The organism is Stakelama pacifica (assembly GCF_004361835.1).
Classification (GTDB): Bacteria; Pseudomonadota; Alphaproteobacteria; order Sphingomonadales; family Sphingomonadaceae; genus Sphingomonas; species Sphingomonas pacifica.
The window spans coordinates 18,685-44,384 of the sequence record NZ_SNWD01000004.1; the positions used below are offsets into that span (position 1 = coordinate 18,685).

The 25,700-nt window shown below is 62.3% G+C and carries 23 protein-coding genes; 8 read left to right on the forward strand and 15 right to left on the reverse strand.

The features are described from left to right. Positions 1-48: 48 nt before the first annotated feature. The 8 genes from EV664_RS07615 to EV664_RS07650 all read right to left on the reverse strand — a co-directional run bounded on the left by EV664_RS07615 (position 49) and on the right by EV664_RS07650 (position 8,555). Positions 49-2,184: a ParB/RepB/Spo0J family partition protein gene (locus tag EV664_RS07615; protein WP_133495103.1), complete on the reverse strand. Its 2,136-nt coding sequence runs from the start codon at positions 2,182-2,184 to the stop codon at positions 49-51. A gap of 121 nt (positions 2,185-2,305) precedes the next feature. Continuing rightward, a complete protein-coding gene (locus EV664_RS07620) occupies positions 2,306-2,710 on the reverse strand; it encodes a DUF2958 domain-containing protein (RefSeq protein ID WP_133495104.1) in 405 nt (134 codons plus the stop codon). 37 nt (positions 2,711-2,747) lie between these two features. Continuing rightward, entirely contained in the window at positions 2,748-3,944 is a 1,197-nt protein-coding gene (locus EV664_RS07625) for a DUF932 domain-containing protein (protein ID WP_133495105.1), read from the reverse strand. A gap of 171 nt (positions 3,945-4,115) precedes the next feature. Next, positions 4,116-5,186 carry a hypothetical protein gene (locus EV664_RS07630; RefSeq protein WP_133495106.1) on the reverse strand — a complete coding sequence of 357 codons (1,071 nt, stop codon included), beginning with the start codon at positions 5,184-5,186 and terminating at the stop codon, positions 4,116-4,118. 4 nt (positions 5,187-5,190) lie between these two features. Next, a complete protein-coding gene (locus EV664_RS07635) occupies positions 5,191-6,003 on the reverse strand; it encodes a hypothetical protein (RefSeq protein ID WP_229668168.1) in 813 nt (270 codons plus the stop codon). Between the two features lie 122 nt (positions 6,004-6,125). Next, positions 6,126-7,181, reverse strand: coding sequence for a DUF3800 domain-containing protein (locus EV664_RS07640; protein WP_133495108.1), 1,056 nt, complete (start codon positions 7,179-7,181; stop codon positions 6,126-6,128). 3 nt (positions 7,182-7,184) lie between these two features. Continuing rightward, a complete protein-coding gene (locus EV664_RS07645; RefSeq protein WP_229668169.1) occupies positions 7,185-7,661 on the reverse strand; it encodes a hypothetical protein in 477 nt (158 codons plus the stop codon). A gap of 18 nt (positions 7,662-7,679) precedes the next feature. Continuing rightward, complete coding sequence (locus EV664_RS07650; RefSeq protein ID WP_211338483.1) at positions 7,680-8,555, reverse strand: AbiJ-NTD4 domain-containing protein; 876 nt, start codon at positions 8,553-8,555, stop codon at positions 7,680-7,682. An 18-nt stretch (positions 8,556-8,573) separates the two neighbouring features. On the opposite strand from EV664_RS07650, the gene EV664_RS07655 reads away from it, so the two are divergent. Genes EV664_RS07655 through EV664_RS07665 form a run of 3 tightly spaced genes read left to right on the forward strand, consistent with a single transcriptional unit; the run spans position 8,574 to position 10,833 of the window. Then, positions 8,574-9,182, forward strand: coding sequence for a type IV toxin-antitoxin system AbiEi family antitoxin domain-containing protein (locus EV664_RS07655; RefSeq protein ID WP_133495109.1), 609 nt, complete (start codon positions 8,574-8,576; stop codon positions 9,180-9,182). Continuing rightward, positions 9,179-10,090: a nucleotidyl transferase AbiEii/AbiGii toxin family protein gene (locus EV664_RS07660; RefSeq protein ID WP_133495110.1), complete on the forward strand. Its 912-nt coding sequence runs from the start codon at positions 9,179-9,181 to the stop codon at positions 10,088-10,090. Before EV664_RS07655 ends, EV664_RS07660 begins: the two co-directional genes overlap by 4 nt. Positions 10,091-10,092: 2 nt before the next feature. Further along, complete coding sequence (locus EV664_RS07665) at positions 10,093-10,833, forward strand: GNAT family N-acetyltransferase (RefSeq protein ID WP_133495111.1); 741 nt, start codon at positions 10,093-10,095, stop codon at positions 10,831-10,833. Between the two features lie 97 nt (positions 10,834-10,930). Here EV664_RS07665 and EV664_RS07670 read toward each other — a convergent pair whose 3' ends face one another. Next, a complete protein-coding gene (locus EV664_RS07670) occupies positions 10,931-11,524 on the reverse strand; it encodes a hypothetical protein (RefSeq protein WP_133495112.1) in 594 nt (197 codons plus the stop codon). A 417-nt stretch (positions 11,525-11,941) separates the two neighbouring features. Here EV664_RS07670 and EV664_RS07675 point away from each other — a divergent pair, with 417 nt between their 5' ends. From EV664_RS07675 to EV664_RS07690, 4 genes are all read left to right on the forward strand, one after another. Next, positions 11,942-12,166 (forward strand): hypothetical protein, encoded by a 225-nt coding sequence (locus EV664_RS07675; RefSeq protein ID WP_133495113.1) that lies wholly within the window; start codon positions 11,942-11,944, stop codon positions 12,164-12,166. Between the two features lie 14 nt (positions 12,167-12,180). Continuing rightward, on the forward strand, positions 12,181-14,028 hold the full coding sequence (locus EV664_RS07680) for a hypothetical protein (RefSeq protein WP_133495114.1): 1,848 nt from the start codon (positions 12,181-12,183) through the stop codon (positions 14,026-14,028). A gap of 224 nt (positions 14,029-14,252) precedes the next feature. Further along, complete coding sequence (locus tag EV664_RS07685; RefSeq protein WP_133495115.1) at positions 14,253-16,001, forward strand: ATP-dependent nuclease; 1,749 nt, start codon at positions 14,253-14,255, stop codon at positions 15,999-16,001. Then, positions 15,994-17,439: a UvrD-helicase domain-containing protein gene (locus EV664_RS07690; RefSeq protein WP_133495116.1), complete on the forward strand. Its 1,446-nt coding sequence runs from the start codon at positions 15,994-15,996 to the stop codon at positions 17,437-17,439. Before EV664_RS07685 ends, EV664_RS07690 begins: the two co-directional genes overlap by 8 nt. 86 nt (positions 17,440-17,525) lie before the next feature. Here EV664_RS07690 and EV664_RS07695 read toward each other — a convergent pair whose 3' ends face one another. The 5 genes from EV664_RS07695 to EV664_RS07715 form a co-directional block, all read right to left on the reverse strand. Then, a complete protein-coding gene (locus EV664_RS07695; protein ID WP_133495117.1) occupies positions 17,526-19,652 on the reverse strand; it encodes a hypothetical protein in 2,127 nt (708 codons plus the stop codon). Further along, positions 19,643-20,401 carry a hypothetical protein gene (locus tag EV664_RS07700; protein WP_133495118.1) on the reverse strand — a complete coding sequence of 253 codons (759 nt, stop codon included), beginning with the start codon at positions 20,399-20,401 and terminating at the stop codon, positions 19,643-19,645. Before EV664_RS07700 ends, EV664_RS07695 begins: the two co-directional genes overlap by 10 nt. A gap of 135 nt (positions 20,402-20,536) precedes the next feature. Next, positions 20,537-21,145, reverse strand: coding sequence for a HEPN domain-containing protein (locus EV664_RS07705; protein ID WP_211338484.1), 609 nt, complete (start codon positions 21,143-21,145; stop codon positions 20,537-20,539). 54 nt (positions 21,146-21,199) lie between these two features. Then, positions 21,200-22,045, reverse strand: coding sequence for a hypothetical protein (locus tag EV664_RS07710; protein WP_133495119.1), 846 nt, complete (start codon positions 22,043-22,045; stop codon positions 21,200-21,202). A 297-nt stretch (positions 22,046-22,342) separates the two neighbouring features. Next, positions 22,343-23,149 carry a glucose 1-dehydrogenase gene (locus EV664_RS07715; protein ID WP_133495120.1) on the reverse strand — a complete coding sequence of 269 codons (807 nt, stop codon included), beginning with the start codon at positions 23,147-23,149 and terminating at the stop codon, positions 22,343-22,345. Positions 23,150-23,464: 315 nt separating this feature from the next. Between EV664_RS07715 and EV664_RS07720 the strand changes: the two genes are divergently transcribed. Continuing rightward, a complete protein-coding gene (locus EV664_RS07720) occupies positions 23,465-23,884 on the forward strand; it encodes a DUF4345 domain-containing protein (protein ID WP_133495121.1) in 420 nt (139 codons plus the stop codon). A gap of 23 nt (positions 23,885-23,907) precedes the next feature. Here EV664_RS07720 and EV664_RS07725 read toward each other — a convergent pair whose 3' ends face one another. Further along, entirely contained in the window at positions 23,908-25,515 is a 1,608-nt protein-coding gene (locus tag EV664_RS07725; protein WP_133495122.1) for an amidase, read from the reverse strand. Between the last annotated feature and the right edge of the window lie 185 nt (positions 25,516-25,700).

The window sequence follows — 25,700 nt, forward strand, 5'->3', positions numbered from 1 at the left end:
CGATGAAAATGGGGCCTGCCGATGCGACAGGCCCCAGATGGAAGGGAGCTATTCCGCCGCGATAGCGAAATGCTCGTTGCCCTCGCCGGCATCCTGCTCCGATGCCGCCTCGGCCTCCACGGCCGTTTCGCCGTCGATCGCCGCCGGTTCATCGACAGGTTCGACGGTAGGGGTGCGGAGCGGCTCGGCGAGCCAGCCGCTGTCCGTAAGCACGCGTTCGGCTTCCTTGGCCATGTCGGGCTTCTTCATGCCCGTCATGCGCGCGGCGACCTCGACGCCCTTGGCATCCTCGACGGCGGCGAGGATGCGGACCTTGGTCACCCGGCCAAGATAATTGTCGACCGTGGCGGTCCAGCCGGCGGCGACCATGTCGAGGTCGGCGGCACGGGCAAGCACATGGCTGTGCTCGATCCGGCCCGAGACGGTTCGCGCCGATACGCGGCCCTCATTATAGCGATTGGCCGGTTCCCACACCGCGTTGATGCCGAACGACGCGCAGTGAGCGAACAGCGTCGCCTGATCGTCGGCACTCAGCGCAATCAACACGTCCCACAGGTCCGCCGGCTGATCGGGAAGCCGTTCGGACCAGCTTTCGTGCCGCGCGTCGATCGCCTGTGCGACGGCACTGTCGTTGAGTCCCGGCGCATGGGTGCCGAGGCTGCCGCCCCGGACCGAAATCTCCACGCAACTCGCCGCGCTCGAATAATGGTAGAAGGTGTCGAGCACGATGGCGTGAAGCACGGCGGCGAAAGCGACCTGCGGATGACTGGCGACCGCGTTGCGCAGCGCAAGCGTACGATGCGTGGTCAGCTCGGTGACCAGACGGTCGGGCAGCGGACGCAGCAGATCGTCCTGTTCGTCCTCATCGGCGCCCTCGACAGCGCCAGGCGTGCCACCGAGGGAAACGATCGCGGGACCGGCGTCGGCGTCGTCGGCGCGATGCCCAGTTTCGTCGAGCGCGATGGCGCCATCTTCGTCGGCGCTTTCCACCGGCTCCTCGGCAGGCTCGTCCTCGGGGCGAATGTAGCCGCGCTCGACGTAAAGCGAGCCATCGCTGTCGATGCTGACGAACGCGCCAGCGCGAGCCATCTCGGTCGGTTTATAGACCAGCGGGCGCGAGACGATCGCGCTGATCTCCTCGTCGATCGCGGTGACGCGGGCATCGACTTCGTCGGGCACGTCGCCGGCTCCGGACCATTCCTCTTCGAGCGCCTCCGCTTCTTCGCGAAGGGCAGCCAGTCGACCCTCGTCGGCCTCGGTCATCTCGGGCTGGTCGCCGTCGATGACGCGCATGCCGTCGTCATAGTCGTAGGGAAAGTCGACTGCGACCGCGATCCACTTCCAGCCTTCCTCGCCGATGCGGGCACCCTCGGCCTTCAGCTTCTCGTCGACCAAGCGGTCGAGCAAGGCCACATCCTGCAGCCAGCCGCCCTGATCGTCCTCGAACAGGTCGCGCAGGACGTAGCCGCCGGCGGCGACATAGGCGTCGAGACCGACGAAGCGCACCCGCTTGTCCGTCGCACGCACCGACTGCTCGGTCAGCTTGGACCGGATCATATAAGGCTGCTGGTTGTAGCTCGACTGGAGCAATTCCCAGACCTGCTCCTGGCGCCCATGGTCTTCGGAGACCGAGAAGGCCATCAGCTGTTCGAGCGTCATGCCATCCTCGGCATAGACATCGTGCAGCTTCGGCGAGACGGACGCGAGGCGAAGGCGCTGCTTCACGACTGCAGGAGTCGTCATGAAGGTGGCGGCGACCGTCTCGACGTCGGTGCCCTGGGTCACAAGCTGCTGCATCGCGCGGAACTGGTCGAGCGGATGCAGCGCCTCGCGATGGACGTTCTCGGCGAGCGAATCCTCCTCAGCCGAGATCTGATCATCGTCGCGCACGATGCAGGGCACCGGCTCGGTCTTCGCCATCCGGCGTTGCTTCACCAGCTTTTCGAGCGCGCGGAAGCGGCGACCGCCGGCCGGCACCTCGAAGAGGCCGGTCTCGGCGCCATCGGCATCGCGCCGCGCCCGAACGGTCAGGCTCTGCAGGAGACCGCGCCGGGCGATATCGGCGGCGAGCGCGTCGATCGAGACGCCGGCCTTCACGCGGCGGACATTAGCCTGGCTCAGCACCAGCTGGTTGAAGGCGATGTCCCGCGAACCGCTCAGGACGATCTTCACATGCTTGGTCATGGGTCTTCTCCATGACGGGCGGCCGGGAGACTCTCTCTCGACCCTCAACCCGTCATGGAGCCGGCGCAGCCCTCTCCCTCTAAGAGGAGGAGAGCCGCGCCGACGCCCGAAAGACGGGCCGTCAGTCCTGCAAGGGCGCGCCCGGCGGTGATCGCCGGAACAGGGTCTCGGTCCAGAGGATCGAGCCCGTTCGGCGCGACCATGTCGCCCAGACCGAGAGCGGAACATCGGACGTAAAGGCGGCATCGATCTCGATGCCCATGCCGAACGGCAGGTGGATCGCCGATAGCTCGCTGAGCGACCAAGGACCTATCTCCGGACATCCAAAGCCGAGGTCAGCCAATCCCCAAAGCGCATCGTTATCCTCGCCGAGTTCGGTGGCGAGCCAGGTCTGTGCGCCCAGCGGATTGAAGAACTTGATCAGCGGCACTGGGTCCGGCTCCGCGATTTCGCGCTCGGCTGCCGCCCGGCGATTGATGTGATTAGCCCGCAACGCGTAGCGAACGATCGGTGGCAGAACGATCATGAGACCGCTCCTTTCGATATGAGGTGGATATCGCCGATCAGGCGGCGGCGAGCAGCTTGGCGGCCTTGCCCTCAAGCTCGAGGCGGGTGTCCTGGTGGGGCTTGTCGCGCGCGACCGCAGTGATGCCCTGGACGAAATCGAAGATCGACGCCGGGGGGTGACCCTCTTCGTCGAGCACGGTGGCGATGATCCGGTCGGTGTCGCCCTTCGAGAAGCCGCGCTTGCGCAGGAAGGCCTGCCGATCCTCGTCGGTGCGGGCGACCAGCCGTTCACGCGCGGCTTTGATGCCGGCCATGAACGGCGCTGGTGATGACGTGGCGAAATTCTCCAGCGCGGGCGCCGCCTCATGCGCGAAGCGGTTGGCGGCGAACTTGCTGTGCCGGATGCTGATCTCCTCGAAGCCCTCGGCGCCCCAGATGTTGCGGTTCATGCAGACCGCCCGGAGATAAAATGAGGCGATGCCGAGCGTCTTCGAGCCCACCTCACTGTTCCAGGCGTAGAAGCCGCGGAAGAAGAGATCGGGATCGCCGTTGGGCAGGCGACCGGCCTCGATCGGGTGGGCATCATCGACCAAAAACAGAAAGACATCGCGGTCGCTCGCGTAGAGCGTGGTCGTATCCTTGGTCACCTCGACGAACGGGTTGTGGATCATGGTCGACCAGTCGAGCAGGCCGGGCACCTTCCAGCGCGTGTCGCCGGTGCCGTCGCCAGCGATCTTCATGACCGCCGCGACCAGTTCATGATCCCAGATGCGGCCATAGTCTGGCCCGGTGACGGCGCGCAGTTCGATCCGGCCATCGTCGGTCTCAAGCGTCTTCATGAGTTCGGCGCGATGCGACAACAGGCCGTGCTGCATGTTGATGCCGGCAAGCGGGGCGGGCAGCTGGCGGAGATAGCCAGCGGGCGCGCCGACGAGGCTGCAAAGCTGGCCGAACGACCAATGAGTTGGCGTGATCGGTTCGTCGCGGCCGGGCACGAGCAGCGCCAGGCGTTCGGCATCGTCGCGGCTGGCCTCGACCCGGACATCGCGGGTCTCAACGGTTCGTGCGGTGGCGCGCTCGGCCCGGGCTTTAACGGCGGCGTGGAGCGAGGACAGCGAAAGGAAGCGTTCGTCGTCGGGGCGCGAGAACCACTCGGAGGAAACGCGGGCGATGCGCTGACCGCGTGAGATATCGACCTTGTAGCCCGCCGAAACCGGCCTGGACGTGTCGGACTGCGTGAGGATAGTCGCCATGGGAAATCTCCACGACGGGCGCCGAGAGCCTCTCTCTCAGCCCTTACCCGTCACGGGACTTCCCGATTTCCTCTCACTCTAAGGGGCGATGCGGGGGCGGAGCCGCCCGCAGAAGGGGTTCGCGGCGACTTCGGCGCCGCGTCAGGGGAAGGCATTCCCCTTCAGCATCACCTAATCCTTCGGCTTCTTCTTGCGGCGTTTCGGCTTTGCGTCCCACCGAGCTTCGACCTCCCGCTGAAAATCGACATAGCCTTTCCAGGCCCGCTCGTTGGTCCGCAGAATGTTGATCTCGATATAGTCGGCGCGCAGCCGTTCCAGGATTGTGGTGAGGCCGGCCGCCATTTCGTGGCGACCGGCGTCGATTTCATTCCATGCCGTCTGGCGCGAGCCCGTCAGCGGCATATCGCCGGGACTGCTGAAGACATGGGATTTCCCGCTGGGCGTCGAATTATATTCGTCAACATGCGCAAGGGCCCGGAGCCACCCGCCATAAAGCTTGTCGACCGCCTCGCGCAGCACGGGGTCGTACACGCTGAACAGGCTGTTCTCGGCGACCCCGCGAAAATTCTCGAAGAACCAGATCGCCTTGTCGGTGATCATGTGGGGCAGCTCTTCGATATGCTGCTGGAGGGTGGGGAGATGGAGCGTGTCCATCAGCCAGCGCATATTCTCGACATCATGATCGTGCTCGATCTTCTCGCGCGACAGCCCCTTGATCTCGGCTGGACGCTTCGGATTCTTGTCGAGAACCGCCTTGACCGCGATCTCCAGCAGCTTGCCGAGATCGTCGCGTTTCGTCGATGGATCGGTCAGGGCGTAGCTATAGGGGCTCGCTCGGTTCTGGGCGAAGTCGAAGGGGAGATCGGCCGGGAAATTGCCGATCGCCGTGTTGAACAACAGGATGATGCGGTCCCAGCCCAATGTCGCCACGGCATAGCCAAGCTCGTAGCCCACATTTGGGTTGGGACATGGCCGGTCCGCCCCCGGCGCGGTGACGGTGGTGATGTCGGCGATAAAGATCGCCGCCGCGTCGATCTTCTCGACGATCTTGTCGTAGATCTTCGGACTTCCGCTGGTGTCCCGGGTCGCCTCGTCAGGCACCAGTTTCAGTTTGGGATTGGCCGCCTCCAGACGCTTGCAGGCACCAGCCAGCGCCGTGCGGATCGCATTGAGGTTGGTCTTCTTGGGCGAGTCGCTTTGCCACGAATAGAAGACGTGAACGGCGGTCTTTTTCTTTGCCATGATGCTAATCTTCCAGACGATAGCGAATGCGCGCTTTCGGAATGTCTGCGAGCGGTCGGCGCTCCCTATTTGGACCGCCCGCCGCTTTCCAGAGTCGCGCGCGGCGACGCGCCGCGGTCAGCGAGAGGTCCATGAGGTGCGCGACCGCGAGCGGCGACTTGCCCATGTCGTAGAGGAGATAACATGTCTCGACGCCGCGCGGGGTGAGGCGCTGCCTGTTGCCGTAGCGATTCTCCGGCCAGCGCGGATCGAACAGACCGGTGAGTTCGCTACCCTCGAGCGACAGTTCCGCGTTGAGCTGGGCAATGTTGCCGCGTCGTTGGCGCATCAGGGCTCGAATGCGGCGTTCGAGGGCTTTGAGGTCCGCGCTGAGGACACGCTCGGTACTCTCGAAGAACATGCCGCGCATATCGATTTCGAGGACATAATGATGCGCTGCCATGCGCTCCGACAGCAGCCGGCGGGCGGCGCGTAACTGGTCGAGCGCCTCATAATCGTGGGTCTGCCGGTCGGGATAATAGTCAAGCCATTCCCGCACGGTCCGATCGGTCGTAAGGTCCGCGGTCACATGGTCGAGGTGATGGGCGATGCCATTGCGCCGACCGATCAGAGCAACCATGTGTCGCCGCTCGTCGTCGGTCAGAACGCCGTCCTGCACGAGATGGTCGAAGGCGCGCTTCTGCTTCTTGCCCTCCTGCGATGGCCCATCTCCGCCGGCTGGCTGCGCTGTGCTTTGTCCGCGCCAGCGCATCTGCGCGGCGACGCCATTGATGACATCGCGCTTCAGTTCCTCGGCATAATAGAGGATCAGGATCATCTGAAGTGCGCGGTGGCGAATGAGGCATCGCTCCAGTTCTGGCGCTCGCGATCCCATCGGATCGGTATAGTGCCGCTTGCGCCCGACGTCGGAGGTCGGATCCTCGCTCTTCGCGCCCGTCGTCACTTCTTCGGCCCGAAATTTGCCGCAAAATAGTCGATCACTTCAGCCGCCTGAGTGCCACGCCGAAACTGCTTCTGTTCCGCGAAATCGACGCTGGGGATCAGGTGAATGAATTGATCCTCGGCATAGAGCGGCATCAGTTTCTCCGGGTCCAAGCCGTCAGCGCGCAGACCTGTCATGACGTTTGCGGCCTCCAGCGCCGCACCGATCATGACATCCGCCAGTTGGACGGCCGGGCTCGCCTTGGAGTCGACCTGGACGACCTCGGTCAGTTTGAGCGGGAATTTGAAGCTGGCGATCTCGGATTGGCGGAGTTCGATCTCCTCCTCATGGCCGATGAAGCGGCATAGGAGGTCGTGATAGGTGGCGAGGTTCTTCGACTGATCGTGCTCGACGCGGTAGGGACCGTCGCTCATCACTTCCATGCGGGTGATGAGCGATTGCAGGACAACCAATGCCGCGTCGGTGGTCACGCCTTCGGTCGCGATCGCCGACAGGCATTCCGGGGCGGCATATTGGGCAAGCGGGCCGATGGCTTCGGGCAACTCCCGCCACTTGGTCTTTTGCGCTGCTCGAACCAGATCCTTGAGGGCGGCGGGCGTCTTTTCCTTGGTCGCGCGCTGGAACGCGGCGAGCATCGCTTCGAATTCGGACTTGCCGAGCAGCGTGGGGCCTGCCGTCGCCAGCAGCGAGGCCATTCCGTAATTCTGGCCGTCCTCGTAAAAATTGCAGCCCCGCTCATAATAATATGGCTCGACGGCATAGTCGCAGAACATGAGGATCAGCAGGAACCGCTTATCGCAGACATAGGTCACGGATTTATGCGCGCGCAGCAGTTCGGCGAGGAGCGCGAGCAGGCGCGGATGATTGCCGGGACGGCGCGAGAGCGCGCGATATTTCAGTTCGCCCGCCTGCAATCGCGGGAAATACTCCCTGATCAGCCGGGCGGCCTCTTCATCGTCGATCGCAATGGCGGTCGCACCCTGGAACCGTTGGTCGCGGTTCAGGAGATCGAAGCCGGTGTAGCCGCTCTCGTCGATCCGGAAGCATTCCATGGCTCAGAAGGGAATCACGCCGGCGCGATGGAGGGCAAGAACCTCTTCGCGGTCGACAAAGCCATGCTCATGGATGGCGCGATGCTCCGGAAAACTGGCGAAGAGGGCGTGACGCTCGACGCCGAGGATCGGTAGCCGCCCCGGAAACTGCTGGGCGGTGAGATCGTAGAGCGATCCGGCTGCCCGCACCCAGAAGTGATGCTCATGCAGGCGCGGCTTCGTGCCGCGGATGATCGTGACGTCCGGGAGCGCATATTTGTCTTCGAGCAGATAGCTGAAGATCATCGAGACGCTTTCGCAGCAATTGCGCGGATAAGAGTGGCTGAAGGGAAATTCGAACGCATCGGTCGCGCGGTTTTCCGTCACGAAATCGATCAGGACGCGTGCTGACTGGTTGATCTGCGCCTTCAGATAGGCGTCTTCCGAAGGGCGCTTGGCACGCTCGATCGCGGCCTCTCGTGCTGCGGGACTGTTCGGCAAGGCCGGCATCTCGCCCGCTTAGCGCGATCCGGCGGGCGTTGCCTGCCGCAGCAGGTAGACACTGACGGCGGAAGCGACAGTGACGACCAGTTCCGCCTCTTCGAAGCTGGGCTCGCGTCCTTCCTGGATGTGGCGGCCCTGCTCGGATGCGAACCCCCAGAGGCGGTGGAGAGCGCCATCGAGCGGCTGCGGGATCGTGAGCCGCTTGATGATCTGGCCCAGGGTATCGGTGCTCCCATCGACTTCCCGCGCGACGCATTCAAGAGCCGCCATCGCATGCTGGATCGCGCCGGTGACGTCGGCCGAGGGGCGACGCGAAATGTCCTTGAGCGCTTCGTGAACCTCGTTCGCCGCGGTCGGGCTTCCGGCCTGCTGCATGGTGGCGACAGCATCGCGGGTCGCCAGGGTGAAGGCTTCCGAACCGCGGAAGACGATGCGCCCCTCCTCCATCTGCCAGCCGACGCCGTGTTCCCGAAAGAACTGGGTCAGGCGACGCGCATATTCGGCCTGCTTGGTACCGGTATAATCTTCGCGGGCAATCTCGGCGTGGATGCGCTCGGCAATGTCGTAGACCTTGTACCAGGGCGCGTCGTCGATCAGCCGATGGACCTCGTTCTCGATATTGCCCGGCGACCAGTTGTTGGGATCGGGGCGCTTGAGCAGCACCTCGCAGACCGTGTCACGCATGCCGCTTGGCCCCATGCCGGCGGCATAGCCCAGCATCAGGACAGCGGCTCGAACCTCCTCCGGGGCGTCCTCCCGGGTGGTGATTTCGACATCGGCGCCGTGATAGCCGTGGCGTTCCGAGAAGGAAGCTGAATCCGTCATGCCGAAGCGATAGCATGACGCCGGGTGCTGCGATACAAATCCTTGGTCATTGCGCGTAAATACCAAGGAATTATATCATTGCTCATGGAAGCTGCGAGTCACCGCGATCGGGCCCTTGAAGTCGCACGTCAGTGCGGCATTGCGCGCGGCCGCGACTTCGATGCGGCCGGTGTCACGCGGGCAACGGTGAAGCGGCTGCGCGATCAGGGCATTCTGCAGCAGATCGGTCGCGGACTCTACAAGCTCGCCGACGCATCGGTCGAGAGCAGTACCAGTCTGGCGGAAGCGGCCCGGATCCAGCCCAAAGGCGTGATCTGCCTCCTGTCGGCGCTGCAATATCACGAGCTGACCACGCAGACGCCGCACATGGTCTGGATGATGCTGGGACAGAAAGATTGGGCGCCGGTGAACGCATCGGTCGCGCTCAAGATCGTGCGCGCAAGTGGTGAAGCGCTCACGGCCGGTGTCGAGACCCATATGATCGATGGTGTGCCGGTTCCGATCACCGACCCGGCAAAAACGGTCGCCGACTGCTTCAAGCATCGGAACAAGATCGGTATCGATGTGGCGGTCGAAGCACTGCGCGACTTCATGAAGACCCGCTCCCGTCGCGATCTCAATCAGATCTACCGCTATGCGCAGATGGATCGCGTTCAATCGGTGATGCGGCCGTATCTGGAGGCGATGGTGTGAGCCAAGCACCGAAGAATGTCGCGATCTCGGTCCGCGACCGCCTGGTTGCGCGGGCGCGCAGCCGGCGGGAAAACGCGCAGCTCCTGATGACACGCTATGTCATCGAGCGGCTGCTCTATCGGCTGAGCCGTTCGCCACATCGAGACCGTTTCATCCTGAAGGGGGCGATGCTTTTCAGCCTGTGGACCGACGCGCCGTACCGCGCGACCGGCGATCTCGATCTGCTCGGCGCCGGCGAGAATGCGCCGGACAAGCTGGCCTCGGTGTTTCAGGAAATCCTTGCCATTGAGGTCGAGGATGATGGGATCCTGTTCCGGCCGGACACGCTGAAGGCCGCTGCCGCGCGCGCGGAGGATGAATATGCTGGCGTCCGGATCGACTTTCTGGCGGAGCTCGCGGGCGCCCGCCTGCCGATGCACGTCGACATCGGCTATGGAGATGCCGTTACGCCAGCGCCTGTCGATATCCGCTATCCCTCGATGCTCGATCAGCCGATGGCCGAGCTGCGTGCCTATCCGCCGGAAACGGTCGTTGCGGAGAAATTCCAGGCGATGGTGGCGCTCGATATGATCAACACCCGCCTGAAGGACTTCTACGATCTTTGGGCCATCGCCAATAGTTTCGAATTTGACGGCACCGTGTTGGCGGGCGCGATCGCCGCGACCTTCGAGCGGCGCCAGACGAAAATCCCGGAGCAAATCCCGGCCGCGCTGACTGCCGCCTATGCCGACGAGAGGCAGGGCCAGTGGGCCGCCTTTCTCAGGCGCACCGAGATAGCACTCGCGCCGGAGCCGTTTCCGGATGTTCAGGCGCAGATCGAGCGGTTGGTGATGCCGCCGGTCGCTGCCCTGGCTGGCGGCGCGGCCTTTGAGGGGCGCTGGCGTCCCGGCGGCCCGTGGGAGATTTGATCATGGAGGTGATCAAGGCAACGCCCGCCGATCTCGCCGCTGCCCTCACCTGGCTCGAGCGAGAATATGCGGAGGACGGCGAAGGCTTCTGGTGCAACCGGGGGATCATTGAGCGCGCTCTTGAGTATGGCGACTTGTGGGTCATTCGGCGCGATGATGAGGTCGTCGCCGTGCAGGTAGGCGACTATGCGCCTGACATTGTCAGCGTCCGCAAGGACTGCCGTCAGCAGGGGCTGGGGGATGCGCTATTCGCGGCATCGTTGCAACGGGCGATGGATGACAATGTGAATGTCCTCTCGATCGAATGTTCGCCGCGAAGCTCATGGACCTTCTGGCAGCGCCATGGTTTCGAGCGGTTCGGTGACCTGAGCGAGTGGGGCACGATCACCGCACGGCGTATGCTCCCGCGATCGTTCGACCTGCCTGCCGGGGTCCCCGCCGATGTGGTGATCGGCTTCTATCCGGAGGCCGCGACCTATGGGCGCGGCCCAATCCCGCCGATTGCGTCTCATCACGTTCGCGGTAGCCGCATCGATGACGGCGCGATCATGCTGGAGCGCCGGGTCATCGGTCTTTGCGATGACGAGCCGGAGGGAAAAGGTCTTGCCGTCAAGATCGAGATCGACGGGAAAGTTCGCTGCTTCTGCAAGGCGAAGTATGAGGAGGCCGAGGAGGCTGGCGTCACACGCGACTGGAAAGGCGGAGCATTTTATATCGACGTGGTGGAACTCGCCGTTGACTGACCATACGGCCAGCATTTTCCGCGTTTCATCGCGCTTCCATACTGGAATGTCTGCGGTCACAGTGATCTGCGCGGAGTAGATCGAGATTATGACGCACCTAGCCCACATCGCCCTTCGTTCTGGCCACGTCGCCTTGGACCGCGTCGTAGATGGCCATGTTCATCGCGAGGAAACTACCGTCACTAAGTCGATTTAGCTCAACGAAACCAGCTCTCTCGAAAATTAGCCAAATATTCCGTTCGCCGCGTTCCAGCCAGAGCTGAAGTGCGACAAGCCTCCGGCGCATCAACCGGCATCCAAGCTCGTCCAACTCGCCTGGCCAAGCGCCCTCGTGAAAGAGACGATGGACAAAGTAATCGCGCTTTTCTTTGATCCATTTCAGATAAGCGGTGTCGGCATCGTCGATCTCGAGGCGCTCGAGAATCTTGATCAACGATCCCAAGGTGGAACCCTCAAGCAAAGCTCTTTTTGCCACGGATCGCTCCCAAGCGCCCTGGTCCGGTCCGAGCGCCTTCTGCAACTTGACCCGGTCGCACATGTGCATTGCTGAGATGAGCATGCTCTCGAACTTGCCAACTGCGAGATAGGCTCCGGCCATTTCTTGGCAGTAGAGGAAGCGAGCAACATCGAGGTCGGACATCGATTCAATGATCGCCGATAGCTCTTTCTTGCCGACTGCGGTCTTGAACACTCCGGCCTCGATCTATTCCGTGATCCGCAACGCTATCATGCCGACGGGCATCGAACGACCCCGATCAGACCGGTTGGCGAGCTGCACGGCATCCCTTTCGACAGCGAACCGGACCCCGTCACCACGATCGTGAATGGGACGAACACCTCTCCGATGAGCAACTGGGTCGATGTTACCTGTGAACTGGCCCGGCAGACCTGGGTTAGCGACAAGGATCGAGAGAATCTTGGTCCAACGGCAGGTATCGTTCGGGACGTCAGCGGCCGATGTGGGGACACTGGAGCAGATTCCTCCGGGGATTCCAAGGCCTTATAAAATTTCATGACGATTTAACAGTGAATATCACCGTGAAATACGCCGAACTATTGCAAGAATAAGGAATCATTATTACCTTGAAATTCATGATGGAGGCGACTCGTGGCTGACAGTGAGAAGAGGACGAATTTTGTGCGCTTGGCGGAAGGGCGCACGCAGATCGCGTTGGACGCGATCCGCAAGCTGGGGAATCTTTCGAACCGTCGGGCCTACGAATTTAGCGAGGCCGATATTCGGAAGATTAGCAAAGCGCTGAAGGAGGCCGTGTCCGACCTCGAGAAGCGCTTCGGTTCGTCAACCGAACCTTCGGACAGCTTTAAGCTCTAAACAGGGACGAGATCATGCGGCCGGAACACCTCGGAATTGGTGACAAGACCTTCCTGATCAACCGGCTGATTCAGCAGGCGCCGATCAACACGCTCATCCGCGAGTTCTTCAAGAACGCCGACGAGAACGCAGCGCTCGCGCCCGAAGGCAATCGGCGCGTCGAGATTTTCCCGACGGTGATCGACGGCGTGCGGAAGCTGACCTTCTGGAATACCGGCGTCGGGATGAGCGCGGCCGAGCTGCGGCGCGCGACCGACCTGAGTTCATCGGTCAACAAGATGATGGCGCTCGACGGAAACTTTGGCATCGGCGCAAAGGTGTCAGGGCTCGCCGCGTCGCCGGATGGGATCCGCTATCGGTCCTGCAAAGACGGAGAAGTCAACGAGGTCACAATCGGGTGGGACGAGGAGGAACAGACCTATGTTCGCTTCTCCGTGCAACTGGCCGATGGCCAGACCGATACGATCTATGATGTCACTTCGGTCGTCCAGGCGGCCGGGACAGCCATCGATTTCGACTGGACGGAAGTCGTGCTGTTTGGCGAAAGTCTTGACCACGATACGGTCGCCGAGCCGATCGGCACTGGCGTGTCGGTTGACCGCAGCTTCATCGCCACGTCCATTTTCAGGCGTTTCGTGTCATTCTCGCCGGGTGTGCAAGTGCGCATCGACGTCGCGATGACCAAAGGTGGGGGCAAGGAAGAAACAGGTAGGTTCCGGCAACTGCGCACGCTCGACGAGATTCTTGATCGACTTCCGCGTCACGAAGACGTCGTCGATGCGGAGACGGGCATAACCGTCCGTTACATTCATGACCCCAAGCACGAAGGGTCTAGCCATACCTATAGTGCTCGGGCCAACGCCGCGACCGGCTCAACGACGTTCCTGGCTCTGGTTTACCGCGACGAGCGGTATGACTTTCGCACGCAGAAAGTCTGGTCGTCGGTCGCGCCCACGTTCGGGATACCGTTCGGATCGAAGGTATTGACGGTTGAAGTCCGGCTGCCCGATGATGCGGCATTTCCAAACCAGTACCGCGATGCGCTTACGTGGCGCCACGATCGATCGCCGCTTACTGCCGATCAACATGCCTATCTGGTCCGGCAGCTCATGCCCGACTGGGTGAAGGAGGTCATTAGGTCGGAATCCCCCGACAGCGCCGACGATCTGAACGACCTTCAATCCGACCTTCAGTCACTGCTCGACGAGCTTCGCGTGCCGACCAATGTCGTCAAGAAGAGTCCGGAACAGATCACTCGGTCTGAAGCCAATGACGCCGGGCTTGCCGAGCCTGAACCGACGACGCTCCAGTCTGAGGAAGACGAGGAGAAAGTCCCCGGCATCAAGCCGCCGGTAAAACGGACTGAGCCCCGGGCATCGACATCCCGCGTGCGAATGGCGCCTGAGGGCGCGACCGCGTCGAAGCTTGCGCGGGCGCTTGAGCGCGCTCCTGAGATCAAAATTCTCACCGAAGCCGACGAGATTGCTGATCGCGAGATGAAAGGCCGAGCCGCCCGCTTCTACCCAGAGGTACAGACGTTGTTCGTGAACGGCCTGTATCCGGTCGTCGCCAAGATGGCGGACGAACTGTCAAACGAGTTTTCTGATGCCGAAGATCCGGACGAAGCACGCGCGACCGCATTGCAGGCGTCCCAGCGCACTCTGGCTTTCAGAGTTGGGAAGGCCACCTGTTTTGCTTTGGCAAAGCGCATGCTCGATGACTGGTCGACCGAAGATCTTGAACGCGCGACTTCGCCAGAATCGCTCTCGATGGCGGCCGATGATTATCGTCAAAGCCTGGCGTCAGCGCGCAAATGGATCAAAGACCGCGTGCGGTTGGCCAGTGTCAGTGCATTGGGATAACCGGCATGCGCAACCATTCGTTTCAGTGGCAGATTGACCAGCGTGAGCGATGACGGCCGGCCACTGCCTCTGTCAGATTCTGGCTCAGGGAACCATCGATAGCGGCGCCAGCTCGCCGCTGCGGCAGGTGGTTTCCATTCTAACGCCTCGCTCGCGAACTTGGGCCGGCGATCTGCTAAACAAGTATCTCATGATGAAGCGCGCCTAGCGCCGGAAAGGTTTCTGTGAGGATCGCTCATCTCGAGATCAGGAATTACCGCGGAATCCGGTCCCTCGACTGGTCGCCATCGCCCGGCATGAACTGTCTCATCGGACCGGGGGATTCGACCAAGACAACGATCCTTGATGCGATCGATCTCGCGCTCAATCCGCGTAGCAATTATCTTGGCGACGATACCGACTTCCATAATCTCGATTTCACCGCCGCCGCCACGATCACAGTGACCCTGGTCGGAATTCCAGCTGAGTTTTGCGCAGACAATCGCTATGGCCTCCATTTGCGGGGCTGGAATCCCACAACCGCTACCCTCATCGACGAGCCTGGCGAAACCGACACCGGCTTTGTCGACGCGCTCTCGATCCGCGTCGAACTTGATCCCGCTACACTCGAGGGGCGTTGGTCGATTTTCAACGACCGGCTCAGCGGCACCGACGACCCACCCTCGTTGCGCTTCACCGATGCCCGCGAACTGGCGACCACGCGTCTTGGACCTTACGCCGAACGCCACCTTAGCTGGGGACGCCATTCGATTCTGAACCGCATCGGCGATGGCGCCCGTATGACCGAACAGCTCGCCGCAGCCAGTCGCGCTGCGCGCGACGCATTTCGCCTCAGCAACAAGGATGTGTTCGCTATCCCGACGGAGCGTGCCGAGAGTTTGGGTAAGCACTTTTCGGTTCGAGTCCGCAAAGGGCTGACCGCCGAGCTCGATATTCAGAGCGCCTCGATCACGGCGGGCGGTGTCACGCTGCACGATGGCGATTTGCCGCTCCGTACGCTCGGCACCGGCTCCTCCAGGCTCATTGTCTCCGCGCTCCAGCATAATGCGCGCGGCTCGCACATCGCGCTGGTCGACGAGATCGAGCACGGCCTCGAGCCGCACCGGATCACCCGCCTGCTGAAATATCTGCTCGCACCGCCGGCAACCGGCGTCGCCCCCGCTACTGCCGCTGCACCGCAGATATTCCTGACCACCCATTCCGAAGTCGTCCTGCGCGAGCTCAGCGCGCCAAATATCCACGCCGTGCGTTGTGACGACGGCGACACCGTGGTGCGCTCGGTCAAGGGCACAACCCAAGACGGCGCCGCCCAACGCTATCTACGCAGTTCTCCCGAAGCCTTTCTCGCGCGTCGTATCTTGGTCGGCGAAGGCCGGACCGAATGCGGATTGCTCCGCGGGCTCGACGCGCTCTGGATCGCTGCAGGCTCCGATTCCTTTGCATTGAACGGCACGGTCGCGATCGACGGGCGCGGCGTGCCCGAAGCGGTCATGCTGACCAAGCACCTTCAGGAACTCGGATACCAATGCCTGGCATTGCTCGATACCGACGAGCCACCATCCCCTGCCGATATTTCCGCCGCTGAGGCCGCCGGCGCGGTGATGCTCCTTTGGCCCGATACCTGCTCGACCGAAGAGCGCATCTTTCTCGACGTCCCATGGGCCATTGTACGCGACCTGATTGCCTATGCGGCGTCCTGCCACACCGCGGAAAGCATATTGACGCGCATCAACGCGCAGTGCGCGCTCGCGGGCACCGCACCTCTTCCCGATCTCACCTTGCCGGTAGCTTTCGACACGCCTGCCTTTCGCCGCATTCTCGGTGTGACCGCCAAGGCGAAGAATAAGCCTTGGTTCAAGTCGATCGATCACGGCGAAGCGATTGCAGCGATCATCGAGCCCTGTCTCCATCAAATTCCGATGATGCCCTTGGCAATCGGCCTTCAGCGTGTCCGCGACTGGATCGATGGCTGAAGCCGATGATGCAGATCTAGCCGCCATTGTCTGCGCGACTCGCGCAGGCAGCGTCGTCGCGGCCGCCGGCTGCGGCAAGACCGAGCAGATCGCTAATGCTGTCGAACATAGCGAGGGCCGGCGTCTTATCCTGACTCACACCCATGCCGGAGTCGATGCCCTGCGCCGTCGACTTCGCGACCGCAAGGTGTCTACCAACCGATACGCGATCGACACCATCGCTGGCTGGTGCCTACGCTATTCCGCATCGTACCCACTACGCTCCGGCCTAACCGTGACGGAACCTAAGGGTGAGCAGGATTGGTCGGCGGTTTACGCGGCGGCGCTGAAACTGTTAGCGAGTGGAGCCATCGAACGTGTGCTGCGCGCCTCCTATTGCGGGGTCCTGGTCGACGAATATCAGGATTGCAGTCACCGCCAGCACGAGATTGTCACGGCCATCTCAAAGGTTCTGCCCACATGCGTGTTCGGCGATCCGCTACAGGCCATCTTCGATTTCAACGGGCAGGCGCCGGTCGATTGGAAAGCGGCTGTCTTTCCGCACTTCCCCCTCATCCGGACACTTACGAAGGCCCACCGGTGGCATCGTCACGGCAATGCGGCGCTCGCCACATGGCTTGAGGCGATTAGGCCCGTGCTCGAAAGTGGCAGCAATGTTGCGCTCGACAAGCGGCCAGCCTGCGTGACGTGGGAGTGGCTCCCGGACCAGGATGGCCCTCGCCAGAACAAGATCGTCGCCGCGTGCCTCAAGGCGATGGGCAACGATGGCAACCTGGTCGTCATCGCGGATTCGGTGAATGAAGGCGCGAGAGCCGCGATCGCGCGCTCGCTTGGAAAGCAGCGTTTCTCCACAATCGAGCCCGTGGAGTGCAAGGCGATCTTCGGTGCGACCCGGAAACTTGCCACGACCAACGGCCCCAAGCGACTCGAAGCCACGCTGGATCTGCTCGAGAAGTGCATGTCGGGCATCGGCCGGGCCGACTTCAAAAAGGCCGTTGCGGCACGAAAGCTCGGCCGCAAGCTCGGCGAAACGCGCTTTGGAACCCTGATCGGGCTGGCGCTCGCGCTCGAACAGGATGCGAGCAACGCGTCGTGTCTCGCACTGATCGACGGTTTTGCCGGTCTGCCCGCATGCCATATCTATCGCCGCGAGATGCTGTCGGCGGTGCGTTCTGCGCTCAAGCTGATCATGTCTGGCGAAGACATCAGTCTCGCCGAGGCGGTTTGGCGCGTCCAGAATCAACTTCGGCACGCTGGCCGGCGCGTGCCCTATTATAGTGTGGGCAGCACCTTGCTGGTCAAAGGGCTGGAATTTGCGAATGTCGTTATCGTCCACTCGCCCAGCCTGAGCAACAAGGATTGGTACGTGGCGCTCACCCGCGCCACCCATCGGATCACGATCCTCTCGCCGGACAGAAGTATCCGACCTCCCGGCTAAATTTGCCCGGCGCTCAATCGCGCTAATGTCAGCGGTGACTATGATGTGGCGCAACCAGCGCGCAAGGCTGCTGCCAAGCCCGTCGATCAGTCGAACGGTAGTTCCGTGAAATCGGTGCCCTGAACGACAGGTCCATCATCTTCGATCGTCAAATCGACCGCGATCTGCTGGTTGTCGGAACCAGACTTGTCGGCGATCTGGATCACAAGCGTGGCCGTGCGCCGCGGTGTCCGCCGATCGACGAACCGGATGAACCTCTCACAATCCGAAGAGGTGAGCAGATCCTGGATATGGTTCCAGTCAATGTCCGAGAGTGACCGCTGAATACGCCGCTGGCGGACCGCTTCGACAATGAGGCTGGCACACAGCCGCAGCGCGCCTTGGGACGGACGCGCGGCGGCTTCGAAGAGCTGACGGCTCAATACCTTCCACACCCACAGGGTCCCCGGCTCGATGAGGGCGATATCTTCGATCGCGGCGTGGAAAAATTGCCCGCGATTGCCAATGAGAAGCTGCTCCCGACGCGCCTCGACATGGATCACCAGCAGGGGCGCACGGGTCAGGCCGGGAGCGGCCGCCTCGGGATCTTCCGCGGGCACGTCCCGGGCGTGATCAACGATGACGACACTGAACCGCCGCTGGTCATCTTCGAGGTCGAATGCCCGGCCATGATCTTGACCGATGCGCCACCCGCGCAGTTCGAACAGGCGCATGATCCCTTGCCGCTGGCTATCGGCATAGTGGGACGGTTCGTTTTGCGCGATCCGCTCAACCAGCAGGAGCAATGCGGCGCGCCGCGCCTCGATATGGACGGGCTCGCTCTCCTCGATCTCGAACAGGTGCGCGAGCGCGGCGGCAAAACTTTGGTGGTCGGCTCGCCTGACCGCCCCTTGTGAATAGAGACGAGCGGCGCCGCCAAGGACGGCGCCGGCCTTCAGTGCGCGCGCCGCGAGACGGCAGGCGAGCTCGATCGAAGTCTGGTTCGACGAGATCGGCTCACGCACGAGCATGTTGTGCTGCGCTTTCAAAAGGCGGTGAACATCGAAGAACGGCGCGCCCTCCATTTCGCGCTTTACGATCTCAAGAATCGGCCGGATGGGCGCGACAGGATCGCGTCCCCTCACCGTGCTGGTGGCATAAGGGGCGAAGAAGGTAATCGTCGGCAGGTTGGTTTGCGCTTGGAACTCGAGGTCGCGCAGCATCGGCGCGGCGGAGGTGGAGAGCGACACGATCACCGCCGCATGTTCGCCCATTCGGATGCCGGCCTCGACCAGCTGCGGCCAATCGGGTTGGGCGCCGAGAAGAATCGTCAGTTTGGGAACGCGACGAATGCGAAGCGCCGGGTGGAAGCGGCTCTCGTCCGCGACCTCGACGCCCTGGCTGATCCACTCATCATAGGAAACTTGGCCTTCGCGGATCCGGCCGACAAGGACGACGGTCGTGCCCTCGGCCTTGATTTGTGGCGGGCCGGCGCGCCTCGGAGGGTGTGTCGCAATGACCCGAACGCCATCCGCGAAGAGGTCCGGATATTGGGCGACCAACTGGTCGTAGGCATCCTGAAAGCCGCGTTGCTCCGCTTCGCCGATAGCGCCTTCAAGGAAGACGAGGAGTTCACCATCCGTCAAGCGCGCTCGCAAACGCGGCGTCGTGGAGCTTGTTCGCCCAGTCGGCCCATCGACCACCGTCGTGCGATGCGACGGCAGTCCCAGCGCTGGCAGGATGCGCGCCAGTGCCGGCTCGAGGATGGATCGGTCGCGCCAACGATTGGCGGCGGTCGGCCCCATCTCGGTATATGCGCGATAGGCCCGGACGTAGATTGACGGCTTGAATTCGTCGAAATCGAGCGTGTCGACGATGTCGAAAAGCTGGAGAGGCTTCTCGGCGAGTTTCGGATCACCGACCCGCGTGCGCATCGTTTCGCGGAAGGTTGACCAGAGAGCAACGAGTGGCGGCTCGTCAGGGAAGAGGAAACCCCAGAGGGGTTCACCGCCGATCTGCAAAACAGGTTCTTCGTTCAAGGCGATAAAATCGCGATCGGGCCATGCGACCTCTGCGAAGCCGGCGAGTCGCCCGGGCGCGGCCACGACCTGCACGAAGCTGCGATTATCCCCGCCCATGCCGACCAGCAACGGCTGCAGAAATCCCGGCGCGGGCGCGGTGGGGTTGAAGACCGCGACGGCGCGCGCTTGCGATGGGCTGACGTCTACAGCCACGTCTGGTCCTCCAGGAAGCGCTCGACCTCGCTGAAAATGCGACCCGCAACTTCTGCCGGGTTGAACATCCTTGGAACGCGATACCCGCGTGGTTCTGCGCCCCAATCGGCAACCATCGCCTTCACCTTGGGATCATCAAAAATTTGATTGGGGCCGATCACGGCCAGCACCTGACCGTCGAGCAGAAGCGTGTCGGCCAGTTGGACCTCGATGGCCGAGCAGCGATCGTCGAATTGCTCCGCGAGTCCGCCCGAGATCAGCTGGTAATAAGACCTTACGATGTGCTGGGTCACTGGAAAGGTCCGAGGCTGTACCGGCTCCATCATCCAGTAATCTTCGAGGCTGTCGTAGAAGGCCCCGATCACCTTGAGGGGATGATCCGTCGGCAGGATTTCAAAATCCGCCAGCGTCAGGCTGTCGTGGAACGCGCCGCTATATCGGTGGAAGCCGCCGCTATCGAACGGGAGGATACGGTGGGCGTGCGCGGCCACATCGTCGCGCAGGATCAGACAGATTCGCGCGTAATCGAGGTTGGTGGTCGCGCCGCCGCTCCATGCCCGCCGATACGCCGGCCGCCCGTAAAAGAGATAGACCAGCGGTTCACCATAGACGTCGCACAGCCGCGGTTCGAGCTTGCGGGATGCAACTAGGCCGGACAGCCTCGCACAATCGGTGACATGCGTAAGGCCGAGCTGGCCGCTTAGCGGTTTCGCTCCATGTATAAAGTCTTGGAACTGATTGTCGGGCATGATCAAGACCTAACGGGGACTGCCCAATCCTGCCAGTGCAGCGGAAAGCGAAGGCAGGGTTTCGCGAAGTTATCGACCGCTACTGGCAGAGCGCTCGGCGGGAGATGCCCAAGGCGCCCGGCTGGTCATAGATCATCAGGGTGCGGCGCCCTGCAGATCGCTCAGATATCCGTCGGTGCCGGAGAAATAGCCGGCAACGCCGTTGATGACGTCCGCAAGGGTCGGAAGGTGAAGATCCGCATAAGCGATCGGAATCGGCTGGCCGTTCGTATCGACCGGGTAGCGATAGGAATAGGAACCGGGGTCGATCTTGGCGAATTCAGCGACGACCTCCGACACGATCGGGTCGGCGATGTCGGGATCGCTCGTGCCATAGCGCTGAAGCAATTCGGCGAAGGACTGCCAGAGCCGAGCGAGGTCATGGGTCTTCCAGATCGGATCGATACCGACGGTGTGGCCGTAGGTTGCGATGACATATTTGAGCGATAGCTCAATGAACTGGCGGTAGTTGAAGATGATCGGGCAGACGAGATAGTCGCGCTCGGCCGGAGCGCTCGTGGCATGCTCCACCATCAGATCCGCGGCCTTTTTGTAGCCGTCGGTCATCAGCACAAGCCGTGTAAATTCGTCCTGGGCAATATTGGCGTTGGCGTCTGGATCGGCCGCGACGACAAACGGGACGTCGCCGGCCGTGGGCCAGCGAAACTTGCTCTTCAGAATTTCTTCGAACCTGTATCGCTTCATGGCGTGCTCCCCGCTTTCAGGCTCTGGCACCGCGACCGGCGCGGAATGTCATCATCACGCAGCCAGATGAAGAGCTAAGGCCTGCCTGATGTGAGCAGCCTCGATCATGTTGATGCGACCCAGCTTGTTGCCGCGCACGATGATGCCTGCAGAGCCGAGTTCTGGCTGCCCGGCTTTGATACCGTGGATGAAGAACACCGGCGCACCGCTCATGCCGTCCGGGTCATCGGGGATAGGATCATCGTTGCTCGCGGGTTCCAACGGAACAGTGCCGGCGGCATCCCACACCGTCGGCGTCGCTGGCTTGAAATAAAGCTTCCACCAGCGTGACACCACATCGACACCAAGCAACTGCCAATCATCGTCAAAAGTGGTGTCATAAGACGTGTCGCCGGTTGGATAGCCGATCGAGAAGATCGCATCGACCGAGGCGGGGTCCACGGTCCGCAGATCGCGAGCCGATTCGAGATCAAAAGAGAGGAAGTGCGGGGCAAGGTCGCGGCCGGGATTCCGAGGCGAATATTCCGCGATCATGATGTCGGCCAGGTCGGCATAGGCTGGATCGGACGACGGATCGAGCACGCCCTGGCTTACCTCGTTCGGATTGATGCCGACCCGGCGGCCCTGGGCCCCGTCGACGACGAGGATGATCTGGTCCGACGAGCGCTTTGCGTTCGTAAGCTGGTGCCGGGTGCACAACAGCAGGTTATGGCCGCGGTGTCGGAACAGGAGACAGGAGCCGGAGAACGAGATGTCATGATCATAACCGTCATTGTGGAAGACCAGCGGCCGACAGAAGCGCTGCAGGCTTTCGATGACCTGGGGGACGGGAAGATAGAGCCCGTTGACCGGGACGCTCAGTTTGGCGTGCGCTTTCGTGAAGGCGTCGATGATGGACATGCCTCGCCATAGTCGATCGGGCGGGCCAAGTCAGCGAATTGCCCACGCTCTCGACAATCCGTGTGGGGGCGGACAAAAGCAGGTCGTGGCTCAATTTGAATCATCTCCTTGTGATGGCAGGAACCCATCCGAGCGCCCGCTAACGTGCGATATCGCTTCAAAATCGGTGATTGTCCGGTGATTACATGGCCGAAAACCAGGGTCACTGATGGCCGACTTTACCCTCTGGTTTCAATATCTTACGGCGAAATGCCAGCTAAGGTCTGGTATTTTCGCTATATCCGGCGGTGACGCGCGCTATCCGTTATCGCGGAAGCCGGGATAAAGCATCATCCCGCCATCGACATAAAGCGTAGTGCCGGTGACATAATCGGCAGCGTCGGAGACGAGCCACGCCACCGCTGCGGCGACATCCTCCGGCTCCCCGATCCGGCCATAGGGGATCAGTTCTAGCAGCTTCTTCAGGCTCTCCTCCTCGCCCCACACGTCTTTGTTGATCGGCGTGCGGATGGCGCCGGGGGCGACCGCGTTGACGCGAATATGCTCGCCCGCCACCTCTTGCGCGAGCGTCTCGACGAACATGCGCGCGCCGCCTTTTGCCGAGGCGTAGTTGATATGCCCGGCCCAGGGAATGGCATCATGGACCGAGGTCATCGACACGATCGCGCCTTTCGCCCGGAAGGGCGCCTGCGACGCATCCTGCTGACGGAACCGGCGCACCGCCTCACGACAGCACAGAAACTGGCCGGTCAGGTCGAGGTCGATCACCGCGCGCCACTGATCGAGCGTCATGTCTGCGATGGCCGCATCCTTTTGCGCGCCCGAATTGGCGACGAGGATATCGACGCGGTCGAATGCCTGTATCGTCGCGTCGAACAACCTGGCGACATCTTCCTCCGACGACACATCAGCGCCCACCGTAATCGCCCGCCCACCTGCATCGCGGATTTCGCGGGCAAGGTCCTCTGCGGGTTCGGGATGCGAGTGATAGTTGATCGCGACCGCCGCACCGTCGAGGCCGAGCCGCCGGGCGACGCCCATGCCGATGCCTGAACTAGCGCCGGTGATGATGGCGACGGGATTTTTGTCACTGCTCTGGGTCATGGAATCGAAAGCGCATGATAGGTCGCCCGGTTCCCGATGCTTCGCTTTGCCTTTTTCCCTCGCGGAACGTGTATGGTTTGCGGCGGGGCGGCTTGCGCCGGTCGGCACCAGCGCCGCATAAGGCAGCGTTCATGACCAATCCGACGACCTTCGAGCCGCGCCGGCGCCCCCTTCGCCCTCACCAGCGCGCGGACGGCCTGTCGCAATGCGCAGGATAGCATTTGTTGATCGGGCGTTGTCACAGCGGCAGGCGATGGTCATTGTCGCGGCGTTGACATTGCCAGCATTCGATAGATTTCTTGTATGGAGCCGTAGATGACGCTCGACACCGAACGCCGCATTCTTCAGCTGATCATCGCCGCGATGGCGGTGTTTTCGCTGTCGGCTGCCGGGGTGAGCATCGCTCGCGGGCCGGACTGGCTCGGCTATCTGGGCAGTGTTCCGACCGATCTCGACAGCCATTTTCGGTATCTGTCGGGCCTGCAACTCGGCATCGCGATCGGCTTTTTGAGCTGCATTCCGAAAATCGAGGCGCGCGGCCATCGCTTCCGCACGCTCGGCTTCATCATGATGGCGGGCGGCCTCGCCCGGTTCATCGCGCTCTGGCAGGGCGAGCCGCCCTCGCAGGGGCACCTCGTCGCGCTCGGCATCGAACTGGTGCTGGTGCCCCTGCTGCTCGGCTGGCAGCGATTTCTTGCCAGCCGCTGGCGCGGCATGCGGATGCCGCTGAGCTAACGCCGGATCCGGCGGGAGCGGCGCTACTCCCCCCTTCCCGCGATCGACACGCCCATGGTCAGCGTCGGCAGATAAGGCGGCGCTATGCGTGCCTGCGATGCCTGTTCATAGGCATAGCCCGCCGCGAGCAGCCGGGCATCGCTATATTTCGGGCCGATAAAGGACAGGCCGACCGGCACGCCCTGCACCAGCCCCATCGGCACGGTCAGATGCGGATAGCCCGAAATGGCTGGCAGATCGGACGCGCTGGGGCCGGAAAACTGATCCCCGTAAATCGTGTCCGAAAGCCAGGCCATGCCATAGGTCGGTTCCACCAGCATCGCGGCATCCGCCTCTCGAAGCATCGTGTCGATCGCATGGGTGGCGAGCTGTTTTGATTTCGCACGGGCGGCGGCATAGGCCGGATCGTCGACGCCGCCGGTCTTTTGGGCCATTTCGAAAATTTCCTGCCCGAAATGCGGCATTTCGCTATCGCGATGCGCGTTGTTGAACGCGATCAGATCGGCGAGGCTGCGCGGCTTCACGGTATCGGGCAGGGTGGCGAGATAGGCCGCCATGTCGCTTTTCAGCTCCATCATCAGCACCTGAAATTCGGCATCGCCCATGCCGTCGGTATCGGGTGCCTCGACATCGACCAGCACCGCTCCCGCGTCGCGCAGCATCTGCAATTGCTGCCGATAGCGCGCGTTCAGCGTTTCCGGCATATCAGGATGAAGCACGGCGATGCGCACGCCCTTCAGCGCATCTTTCGACAAGCCCTCGGCATAATCGATGCGATGCTTATCGGCATCGGTGGTTGCCGGATCGGCGGGGTCGCTGCCGACCATTGCGGTGAACAGCAACGCGGTATCGCGCACGCTGCGCGCCATCGGGCCGGGAATATCCTGACTATGGCTGATCGGCACGATATGAGTCCGGCTGACCAGACCCATGGTCGGTTTCAGCCCGACAAGGCCGTTCATGGACGAAGGGCAGACCACCGATCCGTCGGTTTCGGTGCCGATCCCTGCGGCAGCGAAACTCGCCGCCACGGCGACACCGGTGCCGCTCGACGATCCGCAGGCGGTGCGATCGAGCGCATAGGGGTTTTTGACCAGCCCGCCGACCGCGCTCCATCCCGACATGGAACGGGTCGAGCGGATATTCGCCCATTCGGAAAGATTGGTCTTGGCAATGATGATCGCGCCCGCCGCCTTTAACCGTGCGACCACCGGCGCGTCGCGGTTCGTGACATTGTCGATCAGCGCAAGGCTTCCCGCCGTGGTCGGCAGCGGTCCGGCGAGTTCGATATTATCTTTGATGACTATCGGAACGCCGTGGAGGGGACCGCGTACGCTGCCCGCGCGCCGTTCGGCATCGAGCCGTTTTGCCTCCGCCATGGCCTGAGGATTGACCGCGATGATGCTGCGCAGCGCCGGTCCGTTGCGGTCCATCGCCGCGATCCGGTCGAGATAGGCGCGCACCAGTGCTTCGCTCGTCACCTCGCCCCGCGAGAGCGCAGACGACAGATCGGCGAGCGGGCGTTCCTCCACCTGCGGAACCACAACCTGCGCGACCGTCGGCGGGGCGGCGCTGATCGAGACGGCAACGGCACAAACGGCCGTCGAAACAGCGGCAAGACGAACATGCATCGAAATATTCTCCCCCGATAAGCGGCAAAGGCTATCGCGCGCCGCCCTGCCCCTCAAGCGGCGGGAGACGGGACAATTCCCAAAATTGAAAAAAATCTGTCACGATTTTTGCGCAAAAGCTTCGCCGCGCTGCAACGCGAGACGCGCAGGGGCTGCGCCGTATCGTGTTAGAAAAGGGGTTTTAC

Excerpts from the sequence above, each read along its gene's own strand:
- EV664_RS07700 (WP_133495118.1), bottom strand. The coding sequence starts at position 20,401 with ATGCCCGACAATCAGTTCCAAGACTTTATACATGGAGCGAAACCGCTA.
- EV664_RS07655 (WP_133495109.1), top strand. The coding sequence starts at position 8,574 with ATGGAAGCTGCGAGTCACCGCGATCGGGCCCTTGAAGTCGCACGTCAG.
- EV664_RS07680 (WP_133495114.1), top strand. The coding sequence starts at position 12,181 with ATGCGGCCGGAACACCTCGGAATTGGTGACAAGACCTTCCTGATCAAC.
- EV664_RS07690 (WP_133495116.1), top strand. The coding sequence starts at position 15,994 with ATGGCTGAAGCCGATGATGCAGATCTAGCCGCCATTGTCTGCGCGACT.
- EV664_RS07715 (WP_133495120.1), bottom strand. The coding sequence starts at position 23,149 with ATGACCCAGAGCAGTGACAAAAATCCCGTCGCCATCATCACCGGCGCT.
- EV664_RS07665 (WP_133495111.1), top strand. The coding sequence starts at position 10,093 with ATGGAGGTGATCAAGGCAACGCCCGCCGATCTCGCCGCTGCCCTCACC.
- EV664_RS07640 (WP_133495108.1), bottom strand. The coding sequence starts at position 7,181 with ATGGAATGCTTCCGGATCGACGAGAGCGGCTACACCGGCTTCGATCTC.
- EV664_RS07615 (WP_133495103.1), bottom strand. The coding sequence starts at position 2,184 with ATGACCAAGCATGTGAAGATCGTCCTGAGCGGTTCGCGGGACATCGCC.
- EV664_RS07625 (WP_133495105.1), bottom strand. The coding sequence starts at position 3,944 with ATGGCGACTATCCTCACGCAGTCCGACACGTCCAGGCCGGTTTCGGCG.
- EV664_RS07720 (WP_133495121.1), top strand. The coding sequence starts at position 23,465 with ATGACGCTCGACACCGAACGCCGCATTCTTCAGCTGATCATCGCCGCG.
- EV664_RS07630 (WP_133495106.1), bottom strand. The coding sequence starts at position 5,186 with ATGGCAAAGAAAAAGACCGCCGTTCACGTCTTCTATTCGTGGCAAAGC.
- EV664_RS07635 (WP_229668168.1), bottom strand. The coding sequence starts at position 6,003 with ATGATCCTGATCCTCTATTATGCCGAGGAACTGAAGCGCGATGTCATC.
- EV664_RS07620 (WP_133495104.1), bottom strand. The coding sequence starts at position 2,710 with ATGATCGTTCTGCCACCGATCGTTCGCTACGCGTTGCGGGCTAATCAC.
- EV664_RS07710 (WP_133495119.1), bottom strand. The coding sequence starts at position 22,045 with ATGTCCATCATCGACGCCTTCACGAAAGCGCACGCCAAACTGAGCGTC.
- EV664_RS07725 (WP_133495122.1), bottom strand. The coding sequence starts at position 25,515 with ATGCATGTTCGTCTTGCCGCTGTTTCGACGGCCGTTTGTGCCGTTGCC.
- EV664_RS07705 (WP_211338484.1), bottom strand. The coding sequence starts at position 21,145 with ATGAAGCGATACAGGTTCGAAGAAATTCTGAAGAGCAAGTTTCGCTGG.